This is a genomic window from Pedobacter chinensis, from assembly GCF_003339865.1.
Lineage (GTDB): Bacteria > Bacteroidota > Bacteroidia > Sphingobacteriales > Sphingobacteriaceae > Pedobacter > Pedobacter chinensis.
This window is the reverse complement of the sequence record NZ_QPKV01000004.1, coordinates 111,591-132,681: the sequence shown is the minus strand read 5'-3', so window position 1 is coordinate 132,681 and position 21,091 is coordinate 111,591. Positions and strand designations below refer to the sequence as shown.

Genomic DNA, 21,091 nt, shown 5'->3' with positions numbered 1-21,091 from the left:
ATCCCTATAGGGTTACGCAGATTTTTGCAGAGAATGGTTATTTAACCACCTGAGATATCTAAGAACACCTCAGCTATATGATCTATATCTCTATATGGCAATCAAATGCTTATTCCTACGCACGATGATAATTAAGAGAGACCAAACGTCCTGAGACATTTAAGAACACCTCGACTATATCTCTATATGACAGTCAAATGCTTGTTCCTACGCACGATGACGATTATCACGATCAGACTTACGAAGTTTTACCAGTCCACAACCCAGCGAAACTTCGTAAGTCAGCTTGAAGCTCAACTTGCGAAGCTTCAAAGGGAAATCGCTTGGGAGAACTTCGAAAGTTTAAAAAGCCTATTGCTGAAGAAGGGATGAGTGTGTTGGAGTGAAGCAATCTTTCCAATGCAATTACGATAGCAAAACAGATTGCTTTGTCGTTCCTTCCCGCAATGACGATTAAGAGGGGCCAAACGTCCTGAGACATTTAAGAACACCTCAGCTATATCTATATGGCAGTCAAAGCTTGTTCCTGCTTACGATGACGATTATCACGATCAGACTTACGAAGTTTTACCAGTCCACAACCCAGCGAAACTTCGTAAGTCAGCTTGAAGCTCAACTTGCGAAGTTTCAAAGGGAAATCGCTTGGGAGAACTTCGAAAGTTTAAAAAGCCTATTGCTGAAGAAGGGATGAGTGTGTTGGAGTGAAGCAATCTTTCCAATGCAATTACGATAGCAAAACAGATTGCTTTGTCGTTCCTTCCCGCAATGACGATTAAGAGAGGCCAAACATCCTGAGACATTTAAGAACTCCTCAGCTATATCTATATGACAGTCAAAGCTTGTTCCTGCTTACGATGACGATTATCACGATCAGACTTACGAAGTTTTACCAGTCCACAACCCAGCGAAACTTCGTAAGTCAGCCGTCCTCTATTAATATAGGATTACAATTTTTCAGTATCAGACATATTGTAAACGTATTTCAGTATAGGATATACAACTATTAGTACAGATTGAACTCAGATTTAGGTAGGGGTTTAGTCGGGTAGAATTGTCACAAGTCCGAACCAACTCCGAACCAAATGCGTCTTAAGCCCCTATCGAAGGTTAGAATATCATCATCTTGCATGGTCTTCATTACCAGCCTTCAATTGTGATTAAACGATATAAGGTTCCATCTCTTTATCAATGCTCTTACGCAATTCCATTAGTTTAATGGCATAACCATGCATGGCAATTTCCTTCTCTGTTTTAGGTTTAAATGCAGGGATTGGTTTCGGCTGACCATCATCATCAACAGCTACAAAAACAATGATGCAATGGGTGTTTTTCACAAATTCAGCCTGACCAACGGGCTTGGAAAAAGCATCAACAGCAATATGCATACTTGTTTTGCCGGTATAAATAATCCGGGCATCCATTTTAACCAAATGGCCGATATGCACCGGGTGGAAGAACCGTATTCCTCCTACGTAAACCGTTACACAATAAGATTGGCTCCATTGTAGGGCACAAGCGAAAGCAGCCTGATCAATCCATTTCATCATCATTCCACCATGAACCTTCCCGCCATAGTTTACATCAGATGGCTCGCTTAAAAACTGAAGTTCGATGTGTTTTTTTGTTCTGGCCATATTTGTTGGTTTATCCACGCAGATTAAAATGATTTACGCAAATAATTTGCTGACAGCAATATGCGAAAATTATTTTTTATACAATAATATCAACCTGGTTTAGACTAACCCTTGCAATGTATTCGCAGGCCTCAGACTGGATTTATTTCATGGGCTTATACGAATAAGATGCTAATTGCCAATAGCTATAAGATATTTAATACTGTAACTACTTGCAAAATGAATTTACTTCGTAGCTTTCCGCTTTGCTACAGGTCAGTATGACGAATGCTTAGGCTTATTTAGTAAATAAAAAAGTCGTAGCGAGACGCTACGACTAGAATTAGGAATACGCACAAATCTATATACCTATCTCCACACGATAGCCTCGCGCAGGGATAATAATGTTCCAAACATAAGAATTAATTTTTCGGTTTTGCGGCAATCTGTTTAATCTGCGGGACAACTCTTTTAAAAAATAATGTTGTAGTGAGCGTAAAATAAAAAAGTCGTAGCGAGACACTACGACTAGAGTAAAGAGACACTACGACTAGAATTAGCTGGTTAACCACGTAGTTGCGTTAAAATTCCCGTTTTCACAGGAATGACGCACAAATCTATATACCTATCTCCACACGACAGGCTCGCGCAGGGATAATAATGTTCCAAACATAAGAATTAACTTTTCGGTTTCTGCGGCAATCTGTTTAATCTGCGGGACAACTCTTTTAAAAAATAATGTTGTAGTGAGCGTAAAATAAAAAAGTCGTAGCGAGACGCTACGACTAGAGTAAAGAGACCTATGACTAGAATTAGACGCTAAGACTAGAATTAGCTGGTTAACCACGTATATTACATTAAGATTCTCGTTTTTTACAGGAATGACGCACAAATCTATATAACTATCTCCACACGATAGCCTCGCGCAGGGATAATAATGTTCCAAACATAAGAATTAACTTTTCGGTTTCTGCGGCAATCTGTTTAATCTGCGGGACAACTCTTTTAAAAAATAATGTTGTAGTGAGCGTAAAATAAAAAAGTCGTAGCGAGACGCTACGACTAGAATAAAGACGCTAAGACTAGAATTAGACGCTACGGCTAATTAAACCTTGTGTTCTTTGCGAAAAACTTTGCGTCCTTTGCGGTTAAACTTGTAAGATTATTTCGCCATGATGCTTATTGCATAGCCACCTCCCGGCGCACAATACTGAGTTAATTTCGTTTTATTAGTTACCTCCATCTTGCGAATGGTATATGCTTTAGGATTGGTTTCATAATGCGCATCCTTTGCATCAGCATAAATAGTGGCGATATATTTTTTACCTGGGTCCAAAAAGCTGAAGTTGATTTTTGAAGTACGGGCAATCTCATCATTGGTACGGCCAACGAACCAATTGTTTTTACCCTTAGCTTTACGGGCAAAAGTAATGTAATCACCAGGTTCTGCCTCTAAAACTTTAGTATCATCCCAATCCACTGCAACATCTTTTATAAACTGAAAAGCATCCATATATTTATTGTAAGTTTCAGGTAAATCTGCTGCCATTTGCAACGGGCTGTACATGGTTACATAAAGTGCCAGCTGACGAGCTAAAGTACTATGAACAAAAGAGTTATTTTCAGGATTATAAACACTCACTTTTGTTTCGAAAATACCGGGCGTATAATCCATTGGGCCACCGATTAAACGGGTAAAAGGCAGAATAGTGGTATGATCGGCATTATTACCTCCAAATGCTTCGTATTCAGTTCCACGGGCCGATTCATTTCCAATTAAATTCGGATAAGTACGGGCCAATCCTGTTGGTCGAACAGCCTCATGTGCATTAACCATGATTTTATATTCAGCCGCTTTTTCTATTGAATATAAATAATGATTATTTAACCACTGCCCGTAGTGATGTTCTCCCCGGGGGATCATATTTCCAACATATCCACTTTTTACGGCATCGTACCCATTTTCTTTCATGAATTTGTAAGCTGTATCTAAATGCCTTTCATAATTTCGAACCGAAGAAGAAGTTTCGTGGTGCATGATCATTTTAATGCCTTTACTTGCTGCATAACGATGAATTTCCTTCACATCAAAATCGGGATATGGTGTTACGAAATCGAAAACATAATCTTTTGTTTTGCCAAACCAATCTTCCCAACCTTCGTTCCATCCTTCAACCAAAACAGCATCCAAGCCATTTTTAGCAGCAAAATCAATGTACTCTTTCACATGAGCGGTATTGGCCGCGTGTTTCCCATTAGGTTTTGTTTTTGAATAATCGGTTACCCCCAATTGAACGCTGGTTAAATCATTGTATGCCCAGGTACTTTTGCCGGTAATCATTTCCCACCAAACGCCAACATACTTAGTCGGTTTAATCCATGATACATCTTTGAATTTTGTAGGTTCATTTAAGTTATAAGTTAGTTTTGAAGTCAAAATATCACCAGCTTTATCACTCACAATAATGGTTCTCCATGGCGATAAACAAGGGGCTTGCAGATAACCTTTATCACCAATCGCGTCTGGTGTTAACCATGACTCTAAAATCATGTTTTTATCATCCAGATTTAGCGACATCAGAGAATAGTTGATCAGGGCTGCCTCGTGAATGTTGATATATAAACCATCCTTGCTTTTCATCATTAAAGGTGTTTGTAAACCAGTTGGTGAAAAGGTGGTTTGCGAGGCATTCGGCGTAACGGCATCCTTCATTTTTCCACGAACTTCAGATAAATTTGAAGTTACTGTACTGTATTCCTGTGTATCATAATCACCTGGTAACCAAAATGCCTTATGATCGCCCGCTAATGCAAACTGAGTTTTTTCTTCTTTAATGACGAAATAATCTAAATTTTTCTGCTCTGGAAATTCATATCTAAAGCCTAGTCCATCGTTAAATAAACGTAAGCGGACAATGATAAAACGATTGGTTTCTTTTTGGGTTAGGGTTACCGCTAATTCATTGTAATGATTCACAATTTCTTTTACTTCGCCCCAAACCGGTTTCCAGGTTTCATTGAAAGTACTGATTTTGCTATCAGTAATACTGAAACCATCCGTTAAAGATTTACCTTCTTTAAGTTCTAAACCTAACTTGCTGGTTTTGATCACCTCTTTGCCTTTATATTTTAAGCTATAGGTGGGTACTCCACCAGCGGTTAAAGAAAAATTTGCAGTCAAATTCGCATCCGGCGATTTTAATTCTTGTGCAAGAGCTGTTTCTGCAAAAAGACAACAACAAGCTAAGGCTAAAAATTTAAGGAGATTAAGGGATTTGTTTAAGTTCTTATTCACTTTTATATATTTATTTATAATTCTTTTATTTATTGACCACAGATCTTTATTTTGTCGTAGCGAGGCGCTACGACTAGCTAAGGGATTTATTTAAGTTCTTATTCACAGTATATAATTTATTTATAATTCTTTTATTTGTTGACCACAGATTTTTATCTGTCGTAGCGAGACGCTACGACTAGCTAAGGTAAATTCAGGTAACGGCCTTTCATAGTTGGTGTCGATACGATTTACTGGCGTTCATCCTGTCCATCTGTGGGTAATTTTACTCCAAAAGTAATTGCTCATCATCCTCATCAGTTAAACTTAACTGAATGCTGTCGCTTCCTGCAATGCCTTCAATAGAACCCCGGATATGAGTTGCATTTAATAACACTTTTTCCAGTTGTTTTTCACGTGCTTTCCATAAACGCTCCATTGCATCCCGTTCCCGTTGGATTGATAATTTCATACTCATAAAGCCTTCACGAATCGCTTTCCATTGTTCAGAAAACTCCGCTCCTGTCAGGTAATCATAAAGCATGTGCATTTTATCGCCCCGGTTTTCTTGTGATTTCATGGCGCTTGATAAACGTAAAATTCCATCGCGTAAAACATAGGCGACCGCATTTACCTCTTCAAAAGAGCAAATCCAAACACCGTCTCTTTGCCCAAAACAATCCATCCCTTTTGGATAGCATTGACTTACAATTACGGCAACATCAACACCCATGCTGCGCATGTCTTTTTTTAGTTTTTCAATCCAATCGCCGCCGAAATCTTTGGTTCGTTTACTTTCGTAGATGATTTTACCACATTCCTGCCCAAATTGATTGCGTACCACCTGAACACAATCGGCTCCACGAACGCCTTTTCCGACCTCTTCAATCAAATCAAAAGGAAAGTTGCTTCGTAACAGTTCCTCTAAAATCAATTCCTGAACTTCGCCCTGCAATTGCATGCTGCCTTGTTCAGCTTTACGTTTCATTTCTTCGGCCAGTTTTTTCTGATCGTCAAGCTGTTTTTCGAGTTCTTTTAATCTTAATTGATGCTCCGTGTCTTTAATGCTGTTTTTTTCGGCTTCTTGCTTTCGGATTTGCTCCACCAACTCATTGCGTTGCTCCTGCATTTTACGTTGAAAAGCCAATTCCATTTCCTCTTCCTTAACCTTCAAACTTTGCTCACGACGTAAAAACTCCAGTTCCTTTTCTCTGGCCAGCTTTAGTTTCTCTTCATTTTCTTTGGCCGTACCCTCAAGCATCTGGAGCTTGGTTTCGAAATCTGCTGCAATGCTCTTCCGTAAATTTCCTTCCAGATCATCTTTTAGTTTGGTTTTTTCTTCAACCAATTTAGCATCAAAAGCTTTTTGTTGTTGTTGCTTTTCGCTTTCCAACAAAGCCAGTTTGCGTTGAAATTCTTCATCTTTTTGCCTGGTAAAAGACATCATCTTCTCTCGCAACTCTTTCTTATAATCTTCGGCCATGGCTTCTTCCATTGGAAAAACATGAGCACAGTTTGGGCATTTAATTTCGGTAGCCATAAATAATTTTACTTCTGAAAATAGAAGTCACACAAAGATAATTAAAGCTTTTCAGGATTATGAAACGAGTTTTGCACCATTTGGTTATAACACTTTTGATCTTACCTCGTGTCCGACGGTTAAAATCTTGCCTACAGGACATTTAGATGCTATTTCTTCTAACCTGATCTTTTGTTCTTTCGTTAATTGCCCGGTACATATTATCTTTTCAAAGAATATGGTTTCGCCATTTTCAGTATCAATATTTACTTCTACCTCGATTTTATCAACGGACCATTCTTTTCTGTCTGCATACATCCTCAGTGTAATGGCCACACATGATGCAAGAGAAGCCATTAATAAACCTTTTGGTGCAAATCCCTTGTGGGTTCCGCCTAATTCAATCGGCTCATCTACTACGATATCATGAGCACCATTTGTTACAGAACAAGCATAATGCTCCTTGTTTATTGTTGCTTTTACCATCTATTTTTTCTATTTTAAATATTAAACCTACAAATATTATGCTTTATTACCAGTTGATTTAGATTTCCTGAAACATTATAACCCAGCAATTGTTCCTTTTAAAAACGCATAGTTATGAAATATAGAAAGTTAATCGGAAAATGTTTAGCGCATAAATCAAACAATAATACTCAAATAGCGCTGGCTTTAGTAGCAGGTTTAGCTGTGGGTGCAATAATTAGTGTATTGTTTGCACCAGATAGCGGATCAGGAACGCGAGGTAAAATTGCAAACAAGGCAAAAAATTTACGGTATGGTTTTCAGGATAAATATAATCTTCTAAAAGAAAAAGTTTTTGGAGTAGAGGCAATCGAAAATGACATTGTTGAGCATGAAGTTCCTCATTTCAAGCATAAAGTTACCAAAAAACGAAAATCTGACATTAAGGAAATATTAGAAGATGCACATCAGAATGATCAGGTGCAGGAAGGACAAGGGTAGAATTTATAATAGAATGAAATTAAAATATTAGTTTTAGGGATAATTTTCATTAATGAGTTTTATCCTTTCTAAAATTTTAATTTTTTTACTTAAACCTATTGTTTGGGTTTTAATCACAATGGCTTTTTCTATACGGGCCAAAAGTGAGCGGAAAAGAAAAAAGTTTCTGTTCATTTCTTTAGGATTATTAGTAATCTTTTCTAATCCTTTTGTGTGTAGTTGCTTTTTTAACCTTTATGAACCTCGGGGTATTTTAAAAAAGAAATACGATGTTGGGATATTACTAGGAGGCTTTTCCAAGCCCGGACCTGAAAACAGGTTAGAAATTACTGAATCAGGAGATAGATTGGCACAAACAATTTTACTTTATAAAACGGGAGTAATAAAAAAGATATTAATTAGTGGTGGAAGTGGAAAGATTATTGGGACGGAGCCCATTGAGGCTGATTTGGCTGCTGATTATTTAAAATGCATGGGCATTCCTGATTCGTCTATAATTATGGAGAATAAAAGCAGAAATACGATTGAAAATGCTAAGTTGAGCTTAGGCATTCTAAATAAAATGGAACATAATCCCACTGTTGTAGTCATTACAAGTGCATGGCATATACCACGCAGTAAAGTAATATTCAATCACATATTTGAACAAAAGCCTGATTTTTACCCTACAAACTATCTTGGGAACCATAATTTTAATATTTCAGATTTCATTGTACCTGATGCCAATGCACTTAGTCATTGGGAAATTCTATTAAAAGAATGGGTTGGTTATATTGTGGATAGTATTCGAGTTAAAGGGTTTTGAGATTATTAACTTGGTATTATTATCAACTCAAACCGTTATCTTAAAAGAATGAAACAAAACTCTGATGTTACGCAAAAATACCAAATTAAGATCATTACTTGTTTTTATGAAATTCTAAAAAAAATTTAGATAGTCTAAAAAAATTATCTAAATTTGAATAAATATTAAAACGGGATGGTTGTAATCAGTTATTCTATAATAAGAGATTTTATTATCAAACATGCGGATGCAGAAGACGCTTTAAATAACTGGTATAGATTAGTTACTCAAACACAAGCAGATTGGAGTAGTTTCCACGAAATAAAACAAATGTTTAATTCAGTAGACGCAATTGGTAACGACCGTTATGTTTTTAATATTAGAGGAAATAACTATAGATTGATAGCATTGATTTTCTTCAATATACGAACTGTATATATCAGATTTGTTGGCACACATGCTGAGTATGACAAACTAAAAAACAGCAATCTGATATAATAAACATCTTAGGCTAACTGCGGAGAATCGGTTAGTTAAATATTTAAAATATCTATTTATCTATGGGACTGATGAATGCAATAAAAAAAGAAGCCAACTACAATACGGTAATGGCCAAAATTGATAGCCTGATGGCTAAAGGAAGTGAAAACGTTTCACAAGAAGAATTAGCTGAAATTCGTCATCTTGCATTGTTAGCACAAGCATATGAGCAAGAAAAACATGAAATACGGCCTCCGTCAACGCTTGCAGGCATAATAGAGATGCGCATGTATGAGTTAAAACTGAAACAAAAAGACCTTGCAAAAAAACTGCGTGTAAGTAACGCGAAACTTTCGTTAATTATGAATGGGAAACAAAAACCCGATGTGCAATTTCTAAAATCTGTTCATTCCGAATTAAATGTTGATGCAGAATTTTTGCTTTCACATGCTTAAATTTTCTATCCGTTTAGAATTAGTTATAAACCAAACTATCCTTCTATTGCTCTCCAAAGCAAATCTTTTAACTCTAAGAGATTTTTTTGTGCTACCGATGAAATGAATATTGACGGTATACTGGGCAGATCCTGTTTCATTTCTTCCATCAATTCATCATCCAGCATATCCGACTTGGTAATTGCTAAAACATGTGGTTTTTGCATTAACTCAGGATTGTATGATTGAAGTTCTTTTTTCAGAATTTCATATTCTTCTTTAATTGTTCTGCTGGTATCGGCCGGAACCATAAACAACAAAACAGAGTTACGCTCAATGTGGCGCAAAAAACGATAACCTAAACCTTTTCCTTTTGATGCCCCTTCAATAATCCCCGGAATATCTGCCATTACAAAGGATTTTCCACCTCTATAACTTACAATACCCAAATTCGGAACTATTGTAGTGAATGGATAATCGGCAATTTCCGGCTTGGCTGCAGAAACCACAGAAAGCAAGGTAGATTTGCCGGCATTGGGGAAACCAACCAAACCTACATCAGCTAAAACTTTAAGCTCAAGAATGTTCCAAACCTCTTTACCTGGCTCGCCAGGTTGTGCAAAGCGGGGTGTTTGCTGAACTGCATTTTTGAAGTGAGCATTACCCAAACCACCACGACCACCAGCTGTTAAAATTTTGGTTTCGCCATCCTTGGTAATCTCAAAAAGCACTTCGCCAGTTTCAGCATCTTTAGCAATGGTACCTAGCGGAACCTCTAGAATTTCATCCTTACCTTGCTTGCCAAATTTATGAGAGCTGCCGCCCGCTCCACCATCTTCAGCAATAATGTGTTTACGGTACTTAAGATGTAACAATGTCCAGATGTGAACGCTTCCCTTAACAATAATGTGGCCGCCACGACCGCCATCACCACCATCAGGACCGCCCATGGAGGTTAAAATATCGCGGTGTAAGTGCGCCGAACCTGCTCCGCCCTTACCCGAACGGCAACAAATTTTTACATAATCTACGAAATTAGAACCCTGAGACATATTATTTATCTTTAAAATAAAAAATGGCGGAAAAAATTGAAATCCTTTCCGCCATTTACTAAAAATTTAATTATTTAGAACTGATCAATTACAGCGCAAAGATCATTATAAACTTTTTCTATTTCACCAATTCCGTTTACTTTCTTCAACTTTCCCTGCTCTTCGTAATAAGGCAATACATGGATTGTTTTTTCAAAGTATTCCGAAATACGTTTTTTCAACTTTTCTGCATCATCATCCGGACGACCACTCACTTTATGTCGTTCAGCAATGCGTTTTGTTAATTCTTCCTGATCAACATCTAAAGCGATTACGCCGGCAATTTTACTGCCTTTACGCTCTAAAAATAAATCAAGTTCTTTTGCCTGAGGAACCGTGCGAGGGAAACCATCAAATACGAATCCTTTTGCATCAGGGTTTTTATCCACTTCTTCTTCAAGCATGGCAATTGTAATCGCATCCGGTACTAATTCTCCATCAGCTAACAATTGGCTAACTTTTTTTCCTAACTCTGTTTCTCCTTTAACGTGTGCTCTAAAAAGATCGCCTGTTGAAACATGTACCAACTGATATTTTTCTATCAGCTTTTCAGATTGGGTGCCTTTACCCGCCCCTGGGGGGCCAAAGAGGACTAAATTAAGCATTAACGTGGTTTAGGTTGTCTTTAAAATTAAAAAAAGCCTTATCCTATGGCTCTACAAAAAATGAAAGTCATACTCATTAACAAAGCACTGCCTTTCAAGGCTGCAAATATATAATTATTAATTTAGATGCTATTTATAATCGGAAATTTATTTAAAAAGCGAGGCAGTTTAAAACTCATCTAAACTATTTCACAAAGAATCTTATGCTTTGGTTATCATTTACAGAATATTCCCCAATTAAATAAAGGAGCTGACCAAATAATCAAACATTTTTTCAATTAAAAGAGCAAAAATTGATCTTAAATAAATGATTATAAACAAAAAAAGAGGATTTCGATGAATGAAATCCTCTTTTTTATCCTGTGCACTCGTAGGGATTCGAACCCCAAACCTTCTCATCCGTAGTGAGATGCTCTATCCAGTTGAGCTACGAATGCGTTTCCGTATCGTTAACGGACTGCAAAGGTATAATTTGAGATTTTAATTTCCAATTAAATTTAAAAAAATCTTAGTATTTTATTTTGCGACCAGATAACTAAGCGTTCAGCGATTCATTAATTGCTTTAAAATCAGGCAATTCTTTAGCATCTTCCAAAACCTCAGCGTATAAAACTTTCCCTTCTTCATCGATCACAAAAGCTGCTCTTTTAGAAACACCTTTTAATCCAAATACAAATTCATCATAAAAAGCATCATAAGCTTTTGATACTTCTTTGTTAAAATCTGACAATAAAGGGAACTGATAGTTTTGAACTTCCTTAAATTTAGCTAAAGCAAAGGGAGAATCAACTGAGATTCCTAAAACCTGGGCATTGATTCCCTCATAGTAACTAAAATTATCTCTCATTGTGCATAATTGTTCTGTGCAAGTACCGGTAAAGGCCATTGGAAAGAAATGGATAACCACTTTTTTGCCGCTAAAAGCTGATAGAGAAATTTCCGTTAAATCAGAACTGTATAATTTAAAATCCGGGGCTTGATCGCCAATTTGTAGTGACATATTTTTTATTTTATTTAAGATTGTTTAGTTGTTAAGCTGTTAAGTCGTTTAGTTGTCAGGAGGATCATGTACCAAATACCTCAACCATTTTAATCCGTTCAATAGTTCATTAGTTCAATTGCTCATTAACTAACCCTTTCATTAGTATGTTTTGCCCAATGAACCAATAACCAATGAACCAAATTATCCTTTCTCTTTGATTTGCCGATCTACAATCCTTAACCCCTCTTCAAAACCATGTGGATTATAGCCTAAATCCTTCATTGCCTTATCTAATACAAAGCCAGTTCGTACTGGTCGCTTTGCAGTTTGATTTAAACTTTCAGAACTAATCTCAGATATCATTGATTGATCCAATGCCCAATAATCGGCAACTTTTCGCACTAAATCTGCAATACTCATGTAATCTTTACCAGAAATATGATAAATTCCCCGTGCATTTTTTTCAACAGATAGCAAACAGGCCTCCGCCAAATCTTCAGCAAGTGTTGGTGTGCGCCATTGATCGTTTACTACATTTATAGGTAAAGCATTTTCTAAAGCCCCTTTGGCCCAGAGCACAATATTACTTCTACTCATATCATTTGTGATGCCGTAAACCAATATTGTTCTAAGAATGGCCCAATTTGCATCAGCATTTTTGATCAACTCTTCAGCAAGAACTTTAGATTTCCCATAATAGCTGACCGGGTTAACAGCATCTTCTTCTCTATATGGTCCGTCAGCACCATCAAATACGAAATCGGTGCTTAAGTGAATAAGTTGTATATCTTTTTCTTCGCAAAGTGACACTAAAGTTTGAACTGCATCAACATTGAGCTCATGACAAAGAGTTTTATTGGCTTCGCAAGTATCAACGTTAGTCATCGCAGCAGTATGAATAATGGCATCTGGTTTATATTCTTCAATAACAGCCCTAACTTGCCCGGGGTTTAAGATATCCATTTCAGCATATTCGTAACCATCTTTTACGGGATAACGATTGGATCCTTTTGATGTAGCAATGAGTTTTAGTCTTTTCTCGGCCAGGACCTTTTCGGTTATTTTTTGTCCTAAAAGCCCGTTGCTGCCTGTTGTTAAAATGGTTTTCATATATTGATTTTATGGCTCTAAATTATCTATTAAAACCATGTTGAAAAAATTTATAATATATATTTAAAATTCAGCAAGAATAACTTAACTTTGCCAACCGAATTGGAGCCCCTATAAACAGCTTTAATTCATTGATTGTAATAAATTTACTCACAACAGATATGCCTAACTTAGGAAAAATAGCACAAATTATCGGCCCAGTGGTTGACGTTAGCTTTGCTGATGATGCCCATCTACCTAAAATTTTTGATGCGTTAGAGATAACGAAAGAAAATGGACAAAAAATTGTTTTAGAGGTTCAACAACACTTAGGTGAAGATCGCGTTCGTGCAATCTCAATGGACTCTACAGATGGTTTGGTTCGTGGAATGGATGTAGTTGATACTGGTGCAGCGATTAAAATGCCAGTTGGCGACCAGATTAAAGGTCGTTTATTTAATGTGGTTGGTGATGCGATTGACGGTATCAACACAGTTGATAAAACCGATGGTCGTCCTATTCACGCAACTCCTCCTAAGTTTGAAGATTTATCAACTGAAACTGAAGTACTTTTCACAGGTATTAAAGTGATCGATTTATTAGAGCCTTATGCAAAAGGTGGTAAAATTGGTTTGTTCGGTGGTGCTGGTGTTGGTAAAACCGTATTAATCATGGAGTTGGTAAACAACATCGCTAAAGCTTATGCTGGTTTATCAGTGTTCGCGGGTGTTGGTGAGCGTACCCGTGAGGGTAACGATTTACTTCGTGAGTTTATCGAATCAGGTGTAATCAACTATGGTGATGAATTCTTACACTCAATGGAAAAAGGTGGTTGGGATTTAAAATCAGTTGACACAGAGAAATTAAAAGAGTCTAAAGCAACATTGGTTTTCGGTCAAATGAACGAGCCTCCTGGTGCACGTGCTCGTGTGGCTTTATCAGGATTAACCGTTGCAGAATATTTCCGTGATGGCGAAGGCGAAGGTGCTGGAAAAGACATCCTTTTCTTCGTTGATAACATTTTCCGTTTTACTCAGGCAGGTTCTGAGGTATCGGCTTTATTAGGCCGTATGCCATCTGCAGTAGGTTACCAACCAACGTTGGCAACTGAAATGGGTTTAATGCAAGAGCGTATTACTTCAACTAAACGTGGTTCAATTACATCAGTACAAGCGGTATATGTACCAGCAGATGATTTAACTGACCCTGCACCGGCAACAACATTTGCCCACTTAGATGCAACTACAGTACTTTCGCGTAAAATTGCTGAGTTAGGTATTTACCCTGCAGTAGATCCATTGGATTCTACTTCACGTATCCTTTCTCCTGCTGTTTTAGGTGATGAGCACTATAACACGGCACAACGTGTTAAAGAAACTTTACAACGTTATAAAGAATTACAGGATATCATCGCGATTTTAGGTATGGACGAATTATCTGAAGAAGATAAATTAGTGGTATCAAGAGCTCGTCGTGTTCAACGTTTCTTATCTCAACCTTTCCACGTAGCAGAACAATTTACAGGTTTAAAAGGTGTGTTGGTTGATATTAAAGATACCATCAAAGGTTTCAACATGATCATGGATGGTGAAGTTGATGAGTATCCTGAAGCTGCATTTAACTTAGTTGGTAGCATCGAAGATGCAATCGAAAAAGGTAAAAAATTATTAGCAGAAGCGAACTAGTATCGAGATTTCAGGATCAGGTATCAAGACTAGAAACCCTATCTTGATACTTGATACCAGATACTTGATACTCAAATCTAAAAAAGAATGACTTTAGAAATATTAACTCCAGATAAAAAAGTTTACGAAGGTGATGTAACAGCCGTTACTGTTCCTGGTACTTTAGGTTCTTTTCAGATTTTAAAAGACCACGCCCCGATCATCTCAACTTTAGAAGATGGAGAAGTTATTATAAAAGCAAACAAAGCTGATGAGCAACGCTTCTTTATTAAAGGTGGTGTAGTTGAAGCTATCCACAATAAAATTGTTGTTTTAGCAGAAGGTATTGCTTAATTGAAATTCGTCATGCTGAAATAAATTCAGCATCTCAAAAGAAAAGCCTTTTCGATTTTTTCGGAAAGGCTTTTTTTATAAAAAATACTTACATACTTACCATTAGTAACGCAACATAAAAACATAGAATAGTATTTTCTAAAATGCCTTTGGAAATTCAAACTATTGGAGGTGGAAAGTTAAGAATGATCAGTAATTCATAAAAACATCCAAGCCCTAACTATCCTTCCATTTTAATAAATTAGAAAAGTAATCTTAAGATTCTGCTAAATTCTGGCATGGCTTACAAGATGATTTCGATATTGAAAAAGAGTTAAATGAAAAGCAAAAAGAATTCGATAACATCATTATTTCCGATAGGATCATAACCGTTTAAAATTCTTTCTATTAAGTTTTAAAAAAGCTGTTTTGTTGCTATCGTATTTGCATAAATTTCAAAATTTAATCAGCACAAAACCAATTTTAGGAAGAAAAATAGAAATTTTATAATGCAAGCATAATAAACATACCGTATACCGTTTTGATATTTGGTCTACAACCATCGGCATTAAATCACTAATTCAGCCTCCATTAAGAATAATATTTTGTTATGTTGTCTATATTAGAAATATTATTCTTATTTCACTTTTTTTTTATTTCTCTTGCATATTAATGAACCAAAAACTAAATTGGTATTTATAAAGAATCAGGAAATAATGGCTATTCAAAACAATACTTTTTCAAACAATGCTACTACAATTGCAGCTGGAAATGTTGTGTTGTTACCTGTCATTATTCTGAACCTACTACTCCTAAATATTTTACTTGGAAAGAAAACGGGCAGCTTTTAAATAGATTTAAAAAACTAAATATACCTAAAGCGTCCCGATACAAACGGGACGCTTTTTTTAAATAACAAAACACAGTATTATGAACCATCCATGATTAAAAAGCCGAAACAACAAGTGGAATGCTTATTTAATCATGGTAAGCTCCATCTGACTGATGAAAAAACAATGAAATAAACAGATGAAATACTATAATTCTAATACGATTATTTACCTTGATGGACGGTTTGAAAAAGCTGTAGATAGCAGCACAGATCTTTATGGTCAGTCGCTACACTACGGATATGCAGCGTTTGAAGGCATCAGGGCCTATAAAACCCATAACGGAAACCGCATTTTTAAGGCTGCCGCTCACTTTGACCGTTTGGAACGTTCATGCCAGCTGGCAAATATTCCTTTCCCTTGGGATAAAGAGGAACTCATCAAAGAAACCTATAAGCTGCTTACTTTAAATAAATTGAAAGATGCCTATATCCGTCCATTGGTTTTTTGCCACCCAAATATGAAGTTAAATGGCCCTAGTGGAGTTTCCATTTTAATTTGTGCATGGGATTGGGATGCTTACTCTGGCAACAAACTGCTAAAATTAACCATTTCAGATTACGAAAGACCGAATCCAAAATCCACTCCGATGGAAGCAAAGTTGAGTGGAAACTACGTAAACTCAATTCTGGCTACTACCGCAGCAAACATTAAAGGTTACGATGAGGCTTTGCTTTTAGATATGCATGGATTTGTTGCTGAAGCATCGGGTGCTAATATTTTCATAGAGAAAGATGGTAAACTTTATACACCATCTTTAGGAAACATTTTACCTGGAATCACCAGGGCAACGGTAAAAGAGCTTTGTGCAGTTTTAGATATCGAATGCATTGAAAAGAAATTAACAGTTGAGGATTTGAGAAAAGCAGACAGCGCCTTTTTATGCGGAACAGCCACAGAAATTGCAGGGATTGCCTCAATAGATGATATTGTTTTCCGTACACTTTGGAGAGAATCTATCGGTTACACCATACAACGTGCCTACAAAAACCTCGTGCTTGAAAAAGTAAATTATGAGGTAATTATATAGGTTAACTATTGAATGGTTTAAGCTGTTTAATTGACAGGTTTGCTATTCTAACAATTAACCGATTAACCACTTTTACGATTAACCAACCATATAATATAAATGAACGAAATCAATAAATACAGTAAAACATTTACACAAGATCCAACACAACCTGCGGCGCAGGCCATGCTTTACGGCATCGGTTTAACCGATGCAGATATGGCAAAAGCACAGGTGGGTATTGCAAGCATGGGTTACGATGGTAACACCTGCAATATGCACCTTAACGACCTTGCAAAAGACGTTAAAGCGGGAGTCTGGAAAAATGATTTAGTGGGTTTGGTTTTTAACACCATCGGGGTAAGTGATGGCATGAGCAATGGCACCGATGGAATGCGTTACTCTTTGGTAAGCCGTGATGTGATTGCAGATAGTATCGAAACCATTTGCGGTGGCCAGTATTATGATGGGATAATTGCCATTCCTGGTTGCGATAAAAATATGCCTGGTGCAATTATGGCAATGGCCCGTTTAGATCGCCCTTCGATTATGGTTTATGGTGGCACCATTGCTCCCGGACACTATAAAGGTGAAGAATTAAATATCGTTTCTGCTTTTGAAGCTTTAGGCCAAAAAATCTGCGGCAACCTTTCAGAAGAAGATTACCAGGGGATTATTAAACATACTTGTCCTGGTGCGGGCGCATGCGGTGGTATGTACACTGCCAATACCATGGCTGCTGCGATTGAAGCGTTGGGCATGAGTTTGCCTTATTCTTCTTCAAACCCAGCGGTTAGTGAAGAGAAAAAACAGGAGTGTTTGGATGCTGGAAAATACATCAGAATTTTACTGGAAAAAGATATTAAACCATCAGATATCATGACCAGAAAGGCATTTGAAAATGCTATTCGTGCCATTATTATTTTAGGTGGAAGTACAAATGCGGTGTTACATTTTATTGCAATTGGTAAAGCAATTGGTGTAGAAGTAACTCAGGATGATTTTCAGCGCATGAGCGATGAAACCCCTGTTTTGGCCGATTTCAAACCTAGCGGAAAATACTTAATGCAGGATTTACATCAATATGGTGGTATCCCGGCAGTGTTAAAATATTTATTAAATGAAGGTTTATTACATGGCGATTGCCTTACTGTAACCGGAAAAACCTTAGCCGAAAATCTGGCTGATGTGAAATCGGTTATGGATTACGATCAAAAAATCATTCAAAAAATCAGTGAGCCAATTAAAGCAACTGGTCACTTACAGATTCTCTACGGAAACCTGGCCGAAAAAGGCTCAGTTGCAAAAATTTCCGGGAAAGAGGGAGAAAAATTTGAAGGTCCAGCCCGTGTATTTGATGGCGAACATGATCTGATTGCTGGTATTTCCAGTGGAAGAGTTCAACCAGGAGATGTAATTGTGATTAAAAATGCTGGCCCGGTTGGTGCTCCGGGAATGCCCGAGATGTTGAAACCTACTTCAGCAATTATTGGTGCTGGTTTGGGTAAGTCAGTCGCTCTGATCACTGATGGCCGTTTCTCTGGTGGTACACACGGTTTTGTGGTTGGCCACATTACACCAGAATCTTACAAAGGTGGCCTAATTGGTTTGGTTGAAGATGAAGATCCGATTTTAATCGATGCAGTAAATAACATTATTAGCCTACAGGTAAGCGAAGAGGTTATCGCAGAGCGAAGAAAAAACTATGTACAACCAGCCTTGAAGGTAACAAAAGGTGTGTTGTATAAATATGCTAAAACAGTTTCAGATGCAGCAAGTGGCTGTGTAACTGATGAATATTAAATTTGAAGTCCTTAGGCCTCGGTTCGTGTCTTCACGAAATGAAATATTGGTCGTAAGACACAAACCAGGGCAAAGGTAATTCGTAGGGATACGAACCATGATTTTGGAATATAAATGAAATATTAAATTGAAGTCATCCCGACAATAAATTAATATTAAAATGAAAAAGATATGCAAATTATTAAAAGCATTCAAAGTAGAATTTACACAATAAGGGATGAAAGAGTTATGTTAGATTTCGATTTGGCATCACTTTATGAAGTTGAAACAAAAGCATTGAATCAAGCCGTGAAACGAAACATAAAGCGTTTTCCAGAAGATTTTATGTTTCAGTTAACTCCAGATGAATGGCTAAATGTTTCTATACAAAATGAAAAAATCAATTCTTCATTAGCTGGAAACATGAACCGGTCACAAATTGTGACCGGTTCGCAAAAACATAGAGGTAATTTACCTTACGCATTTACCGAACAAGGTGTAGCCATGCTGAGTGGTGTTTTGAAAAGTGACAAGGCAATTAACATGAACATTGCCATTATGAGAGCATTTGTTGACGTTCGGAAAATTTTGCTAAAGCAGAGCAACATTAGCGAACAGCTAATAGAAATTAAAGAACGGATAGGCGAACATGATGTTCAGCTAAATGAGCTTTATGATGCAATGGAAAATTTAATAGACGAGAAAATTGCACAATTGAAGTGGAAAGACAGAGAAAGAATTGGGTTTAAAATTAAAGAATAATAGAACCGCAAAAACATAATTATGGAAACTGCACAAGATACACTACAACAAACCGAGGCGAAAGCAGAAACCTCAAAAACCTTATTCAAAGGAACAGGCTCGCAGGTTTTGTTGAATGGATTAATTGAGGAAGGCGTAACCACCATTTTCGGTTATCCAGGCGGCGCAATCATGCCGATTTATGATGCACTTTACGATTACGCAGATAAATTACAGCATATTTTAGTCCGTCATGAGCAAGGTGGTATCCATGCTGCTCAGGGATTTGCCAGAGCAAGCGGCGAAGTAGGTGTGGTGTTCGCAACCAGCGGACCAGGTGCAACAAACTTAGTTACAGGTTTGGCCGATGCTCAAATCGATAGCACTCCTCTTGTTTGCATCACGGGACAAGTTTTTGCGCATTTATTAGGAACTGATGCCTTCCAGGAGACAGATGTAATCAACATTACTACGCCTGTTACCAAATGGAATTATCAGGTTACAGACGCAAAAGAAATCCCTGAAGTTTTGGCAAAAGCTTTTTACATTGCTAAAAGCGGCAGGCCAGGACCAGTTTTAATTGATATTACCAAAAATGCACAGTTACAGGTTGAGGAATTCCCCGAATATGTAAAGTGCAATCATATCCGCTCTTACCGTCCGAAACCAAAAGTTCGGGTTGAATATATTGAGCAGGCAGCAGCATTAATCAATACTGCTAAAAAACCATTCGTACTATTTGGTCAGGGTGTTATTTTAGGTACCGCAGAAGAAGAATTTAAAGCTTTCATCGAAAAAAGTGGTATTCCAGCCGCCTGGACCATCATGGGTGAAGGAGCCATACCAACTTCGCACCCATTAAATGTTGGCATGTTGGGCATGCATGGCAACTATGGCCCAAATGTTCTCACTAACGAGGCTGATGTAATCATCGCAATTGGAATGCGTTTCGATGACCGTGTAACAGGTCGTTTAGATAAATATGCAAAACAGGCCAAAATTGTTCATTTGGATATTGATCCCGCCGAAATTGATAAAAATGTTAAAGCTGAGGTTGGTGTTTGGGGCGATTGTAAGGAAACTTTGCCACTGTTAACCAATTTGGTAAATGAACGTAAACACGAAGACTGGTTAGCTAAGTTCAGAGATTATAACCAACAGGAAATCGATCAGGTTATTACGCCAGAACTTTATCCTGAAGGTGATGAAATGACAATGGGCGAAGTATTGCGTAACATCAACGAAATTTGTGGCGGAGATGCGGTAATTGTAACGGATGTTGGTCAACACCAAATGGTAGCTTGCCGTTATGCGAAGTTCAACAACACGCGTAGCAATATTACCTCTGGCGGATTAGGTACAATGGGTTTTGGTTTACCAGCAGCAATCGGAGCAAAGTATGGCGCACCAAACAAAACTGTTATTGCCATTATTGGCGATGGGGGTTTCCAGATGACGCCACAAGAATTGGGGACGATTATGCAATTTGGTGCTGCAGTGAAAATCTTGATTTTGAACAACCGCTTTTTAGGAATGGTTCGTCAATGGCAACAGTTATTCCACGATAAACGCTATTCGTTTGTGAACATCACCAGTCCTGATTTTGTGGCTTTAGCTAAAGCGTATTACATTGAGGCAGATAAAGTTGATGAGCGTGCAAACTTAAGAACAGCTTTAGAAACCATGATTAACCATGAAGGTTCTTATCTGCTGGAAGTTATGGTAGGCAGAGAAAATAACGTTTTCCCAATGGTTCCGCAGGGAATGAGCGTAAGTGAAATTAGACTGAAATAAGGCGGAAGGATAGCAAAGGACTAAAGCAAAAAGCATTGCCA

Annotated in this window: 18 protein-coding genes and 1 tRNA gene; 10 read left to right on the top strand and 9 right to left on the bottom strand. The window is 37.4% G+C overall.

Annotated features, from left to right (window positions below):
* Positions 1-1,157 precede the first annotated feature (1,157 nt).
* The 4 genes from DU508_RS10935 to DU508_RS10920 all read right to left on the bottom strand — a co-directional run bounded on the left by DU508_RS10935 (position 1,158) and on the right by DU508_RS10920 (position 6,892).
* Complete coding sequence (locus DU508_RS10935; protein ID WP_115402860.1) at positions 1,158-1,634, bottom strand: acyl-CoA thioesterase; 477 nt, start codon at positions 1,632-1,634, stop codon at positions 1,158-1,160.
* A 1,141-nt stretch (positions 1,635-2,775) separates the two neighbouring features.
* Entirely contained in the window at positions 2,776-4,908 is a 2,133-nt protein-coding gene (locus DU508_RS10930) for a glycoside hydrolase family 97 protein (protein ID WP_115402859.1), read from the bottom strand.
* Between the two features lie 265 nt (positions 4,909-5,173).
* Positions 5,174-6,427, bottom strand: a complete 1,254-nt coding sequence (locus DU508_RS10925) for a DUF2130 domain-containing protein (protein ID WP_115402858.1) — start codon at positions 6,425-6,427, stop codon at positions 5,174-5,176.
* Positions 6,428-6,511: 84 nt separating this feature from the next.
* Positions 6,512-6,892, bottom strand: coding sequence for an OsmC family protein (locus DU508_RS10920; protein ID WP_115402857.1), 381 nt, complete (start codon positions 6,890-6,892; stop codon positions 6,512-6,514).
* Positions 6,893-7,006: 114 nt separating this feature from the next.
* Between DU508_RS10920 and DU508_RS10915 the strand changes: the two genes are divergently transcribed.
* From DU508_RS10915 to DU508_RS10900, 4 genes are all read left to right on the top strand, one after another.
* Positions 7,007-7,372, top strand: a complete 366-nt coding sequence (locus DU508_RS10915) for a YtxH domain-containing protein (RefSeq protein WP_115402856.1) — start codon at positions 7,007-7,009, stop codon at positions 7,370-7,372.
* Positions 7,373-7,424: 52 nt separating this feature from the next.
* Positions 7,425-8,177 carry a YdcF family protein gene (locus tag DU508_RS10910; RefSeq protein WP_115402855.1) on the top strand — a complete coding sequence of 251 codons (753 nt, stop codon included), beginning with the start codon at positions 7,425-7,427 and terminating at the stop codon, positions 8,175-8,177.
* A gap of 174 nt (positions 8,178-8,351) precedes the next feature.
* Positions 8,352-8,654 carry a type II toxin-antitoxin system HigB family toxin gene (locus DU508_RS10905; RefSeq protein ID WP_115402854.1) on the top strand — a complete coding sequence of 101 codons (303 nt, stop codon included), beginning with the start codon at positions 8,352-8,354 and terminating at the stop codon, positions 8,652-8,654.
* A 71-nt stretch (positions 8,655-8,725) separates the two neighbouring features.
* Positions 8,726-9,091 (top strand): helix-turn-helix domain-containing protein, encoded by a 366-nt coding sequence (locus tag DU508_RS10900; protein WP_115403326.1) that lies wholly within the window; start codon positions 8,726-8,728, stop codon positions 9,089-9,091.
* A gap of 35 nt (positions 9,092-9,126) precedes the next feature.
* On the opposite strand, the gene obgE is transcribed toward DU508_RS10900, so the two are convergent.
* The 5 genes from obgE to DU508_RS10875 form a co-directional block, all read right to left on the bottom strand.
* A complete protein-coding gene (gene obgE, locus DU508_RS10895) occupies positions 9,127-10,122 on the bottom strand; it encodes a GTPase ObgE (protein WP_115402853.1) in 996 nt (331 codons plus the stop codon).
* A gap of 74 nt (positions 10,123-10,196) precedes the next feature.
* Positions 10,197-10,766 carry an adenylate kinase gene (locus tag DU508_RS10890; RefSeq protein WP_115402852.1) on the bottom strand — a complete coding sequence of 190 codons (570 nt, stop codon included), beginning with the start codon at positions 10,764-10,766 and terminating at the stop codon, positions 10,197-10,199.
* 363 nt (positions 10,767-11,129) lie between these two features.
* Positions 11,130-11,203, bottom strand: a tRNA-Arg gene (locus DU508_RS10885).
* 98 nt (positions 11,204-11,301) lie between these two features.
* Entirely contained in the window at positions 11,302-11,766 is a 465-nt protein-coding gene (locus DU508_RS10880) for a redoxin domain-containing protein (protein ID WP_115402851.1), read from the bottom strand.
* A 183-nt stretch (positions 11,767-11,949) separates the two neighbouring features.
* Positions 11,950-12,858: an SDR family oxidoreductase gene (locus DU508_RS10875; protein WP_115402850.1), complete on the bottom strand. Its 909-nt coding sequence runs from the start codon at positions 12,856-12,858 to the stop codon at positions 11,950-11,952.
* A 161-nt stretch (positions 12,859-13,019) separates the two neighbouring features.
* Here DU508_RS10875 and atpD point away from each other — a divergent pair, with 161 nt between their 5' ends.
* The 6 genes from atpD to ilvB all read left to right on the top strand — a co-directional run bounded on the left by atpD (position 13,020) and on the right by ilvB (position 21,050).
* On the top strand, positions 13,020-14,522 hold the full coding sequence (gene atpD / locus DU508_RS10870) for a F0F1 ATP synthase subunit beta (RefSeq protein ID WP_115402849.1): 1,503 nt from the start codon (positions 13,020-13,022) through the stop codon (positions 14,520-14,522).
* 87 nt (positions 14,523-14,609) lie between these two features.
* Positions 14,610-14,855, top strand: a complete 246-nt coding sequence (atpC, locus tag DU508_RS10865) for an ATP synthase F1 subunit epsilon (protein ID WP_115402848.1) — start codon at positions 14,610-14,612, stop codon at positions 14,853-14,855.
* Between the two features lie 1,008 nt (positions 14,856-15,863).
* Entirely contained in the window at positions 15,864-16,754 is an 891-nt protein-coding gene (ilvE, locus tag DU508_RS10855) for a branched-chain-amino-acid transaminase (protein WP_115402846.1), read from the top strand.
* Between the two features lie 99 nt (positions 16,755-16,853).
* Positions 16,854-18,536, top strand: a complete 1,683-nt coding sequence (ilvD, locus tag DU508_RS10850) for a dihydroxy-acid dehydratase (RefSeq protein ID WP_115402845.1) — start codon at positions 16,854-16,856, stop codon at positions 18,534-18,536.
* 171 nt (positions 18,537-18,707) lie between these two features.
* Positions 18,708-19,277: an ORF6N domain-containing protein gene (locus DU508_RS10845; RefSeq protein ID WP_115402844.1), complete on the top strand. Its 570-nt coding sequence runs from the start codon at positions 18,708-18,710 to the stop codon at positions 19,275-19,277.
* 21 nt (positions 19,278-19,298) lie between these two features.
* Positions 19,299-21,050: a biosynthetic-type acetolactate synthase large subunit gene (gene ilvB / locus DU508_RS10840; RefSeq protein WP_115402843.1), complete on the top strand. Its 1,752-nt coding sequence runs from the start codon at positions 19,299-19,301 to the stop codon at positions 21,048-21,050.
* Positions 21,051-21,091 lie beyond the last annotated feature (41 nt).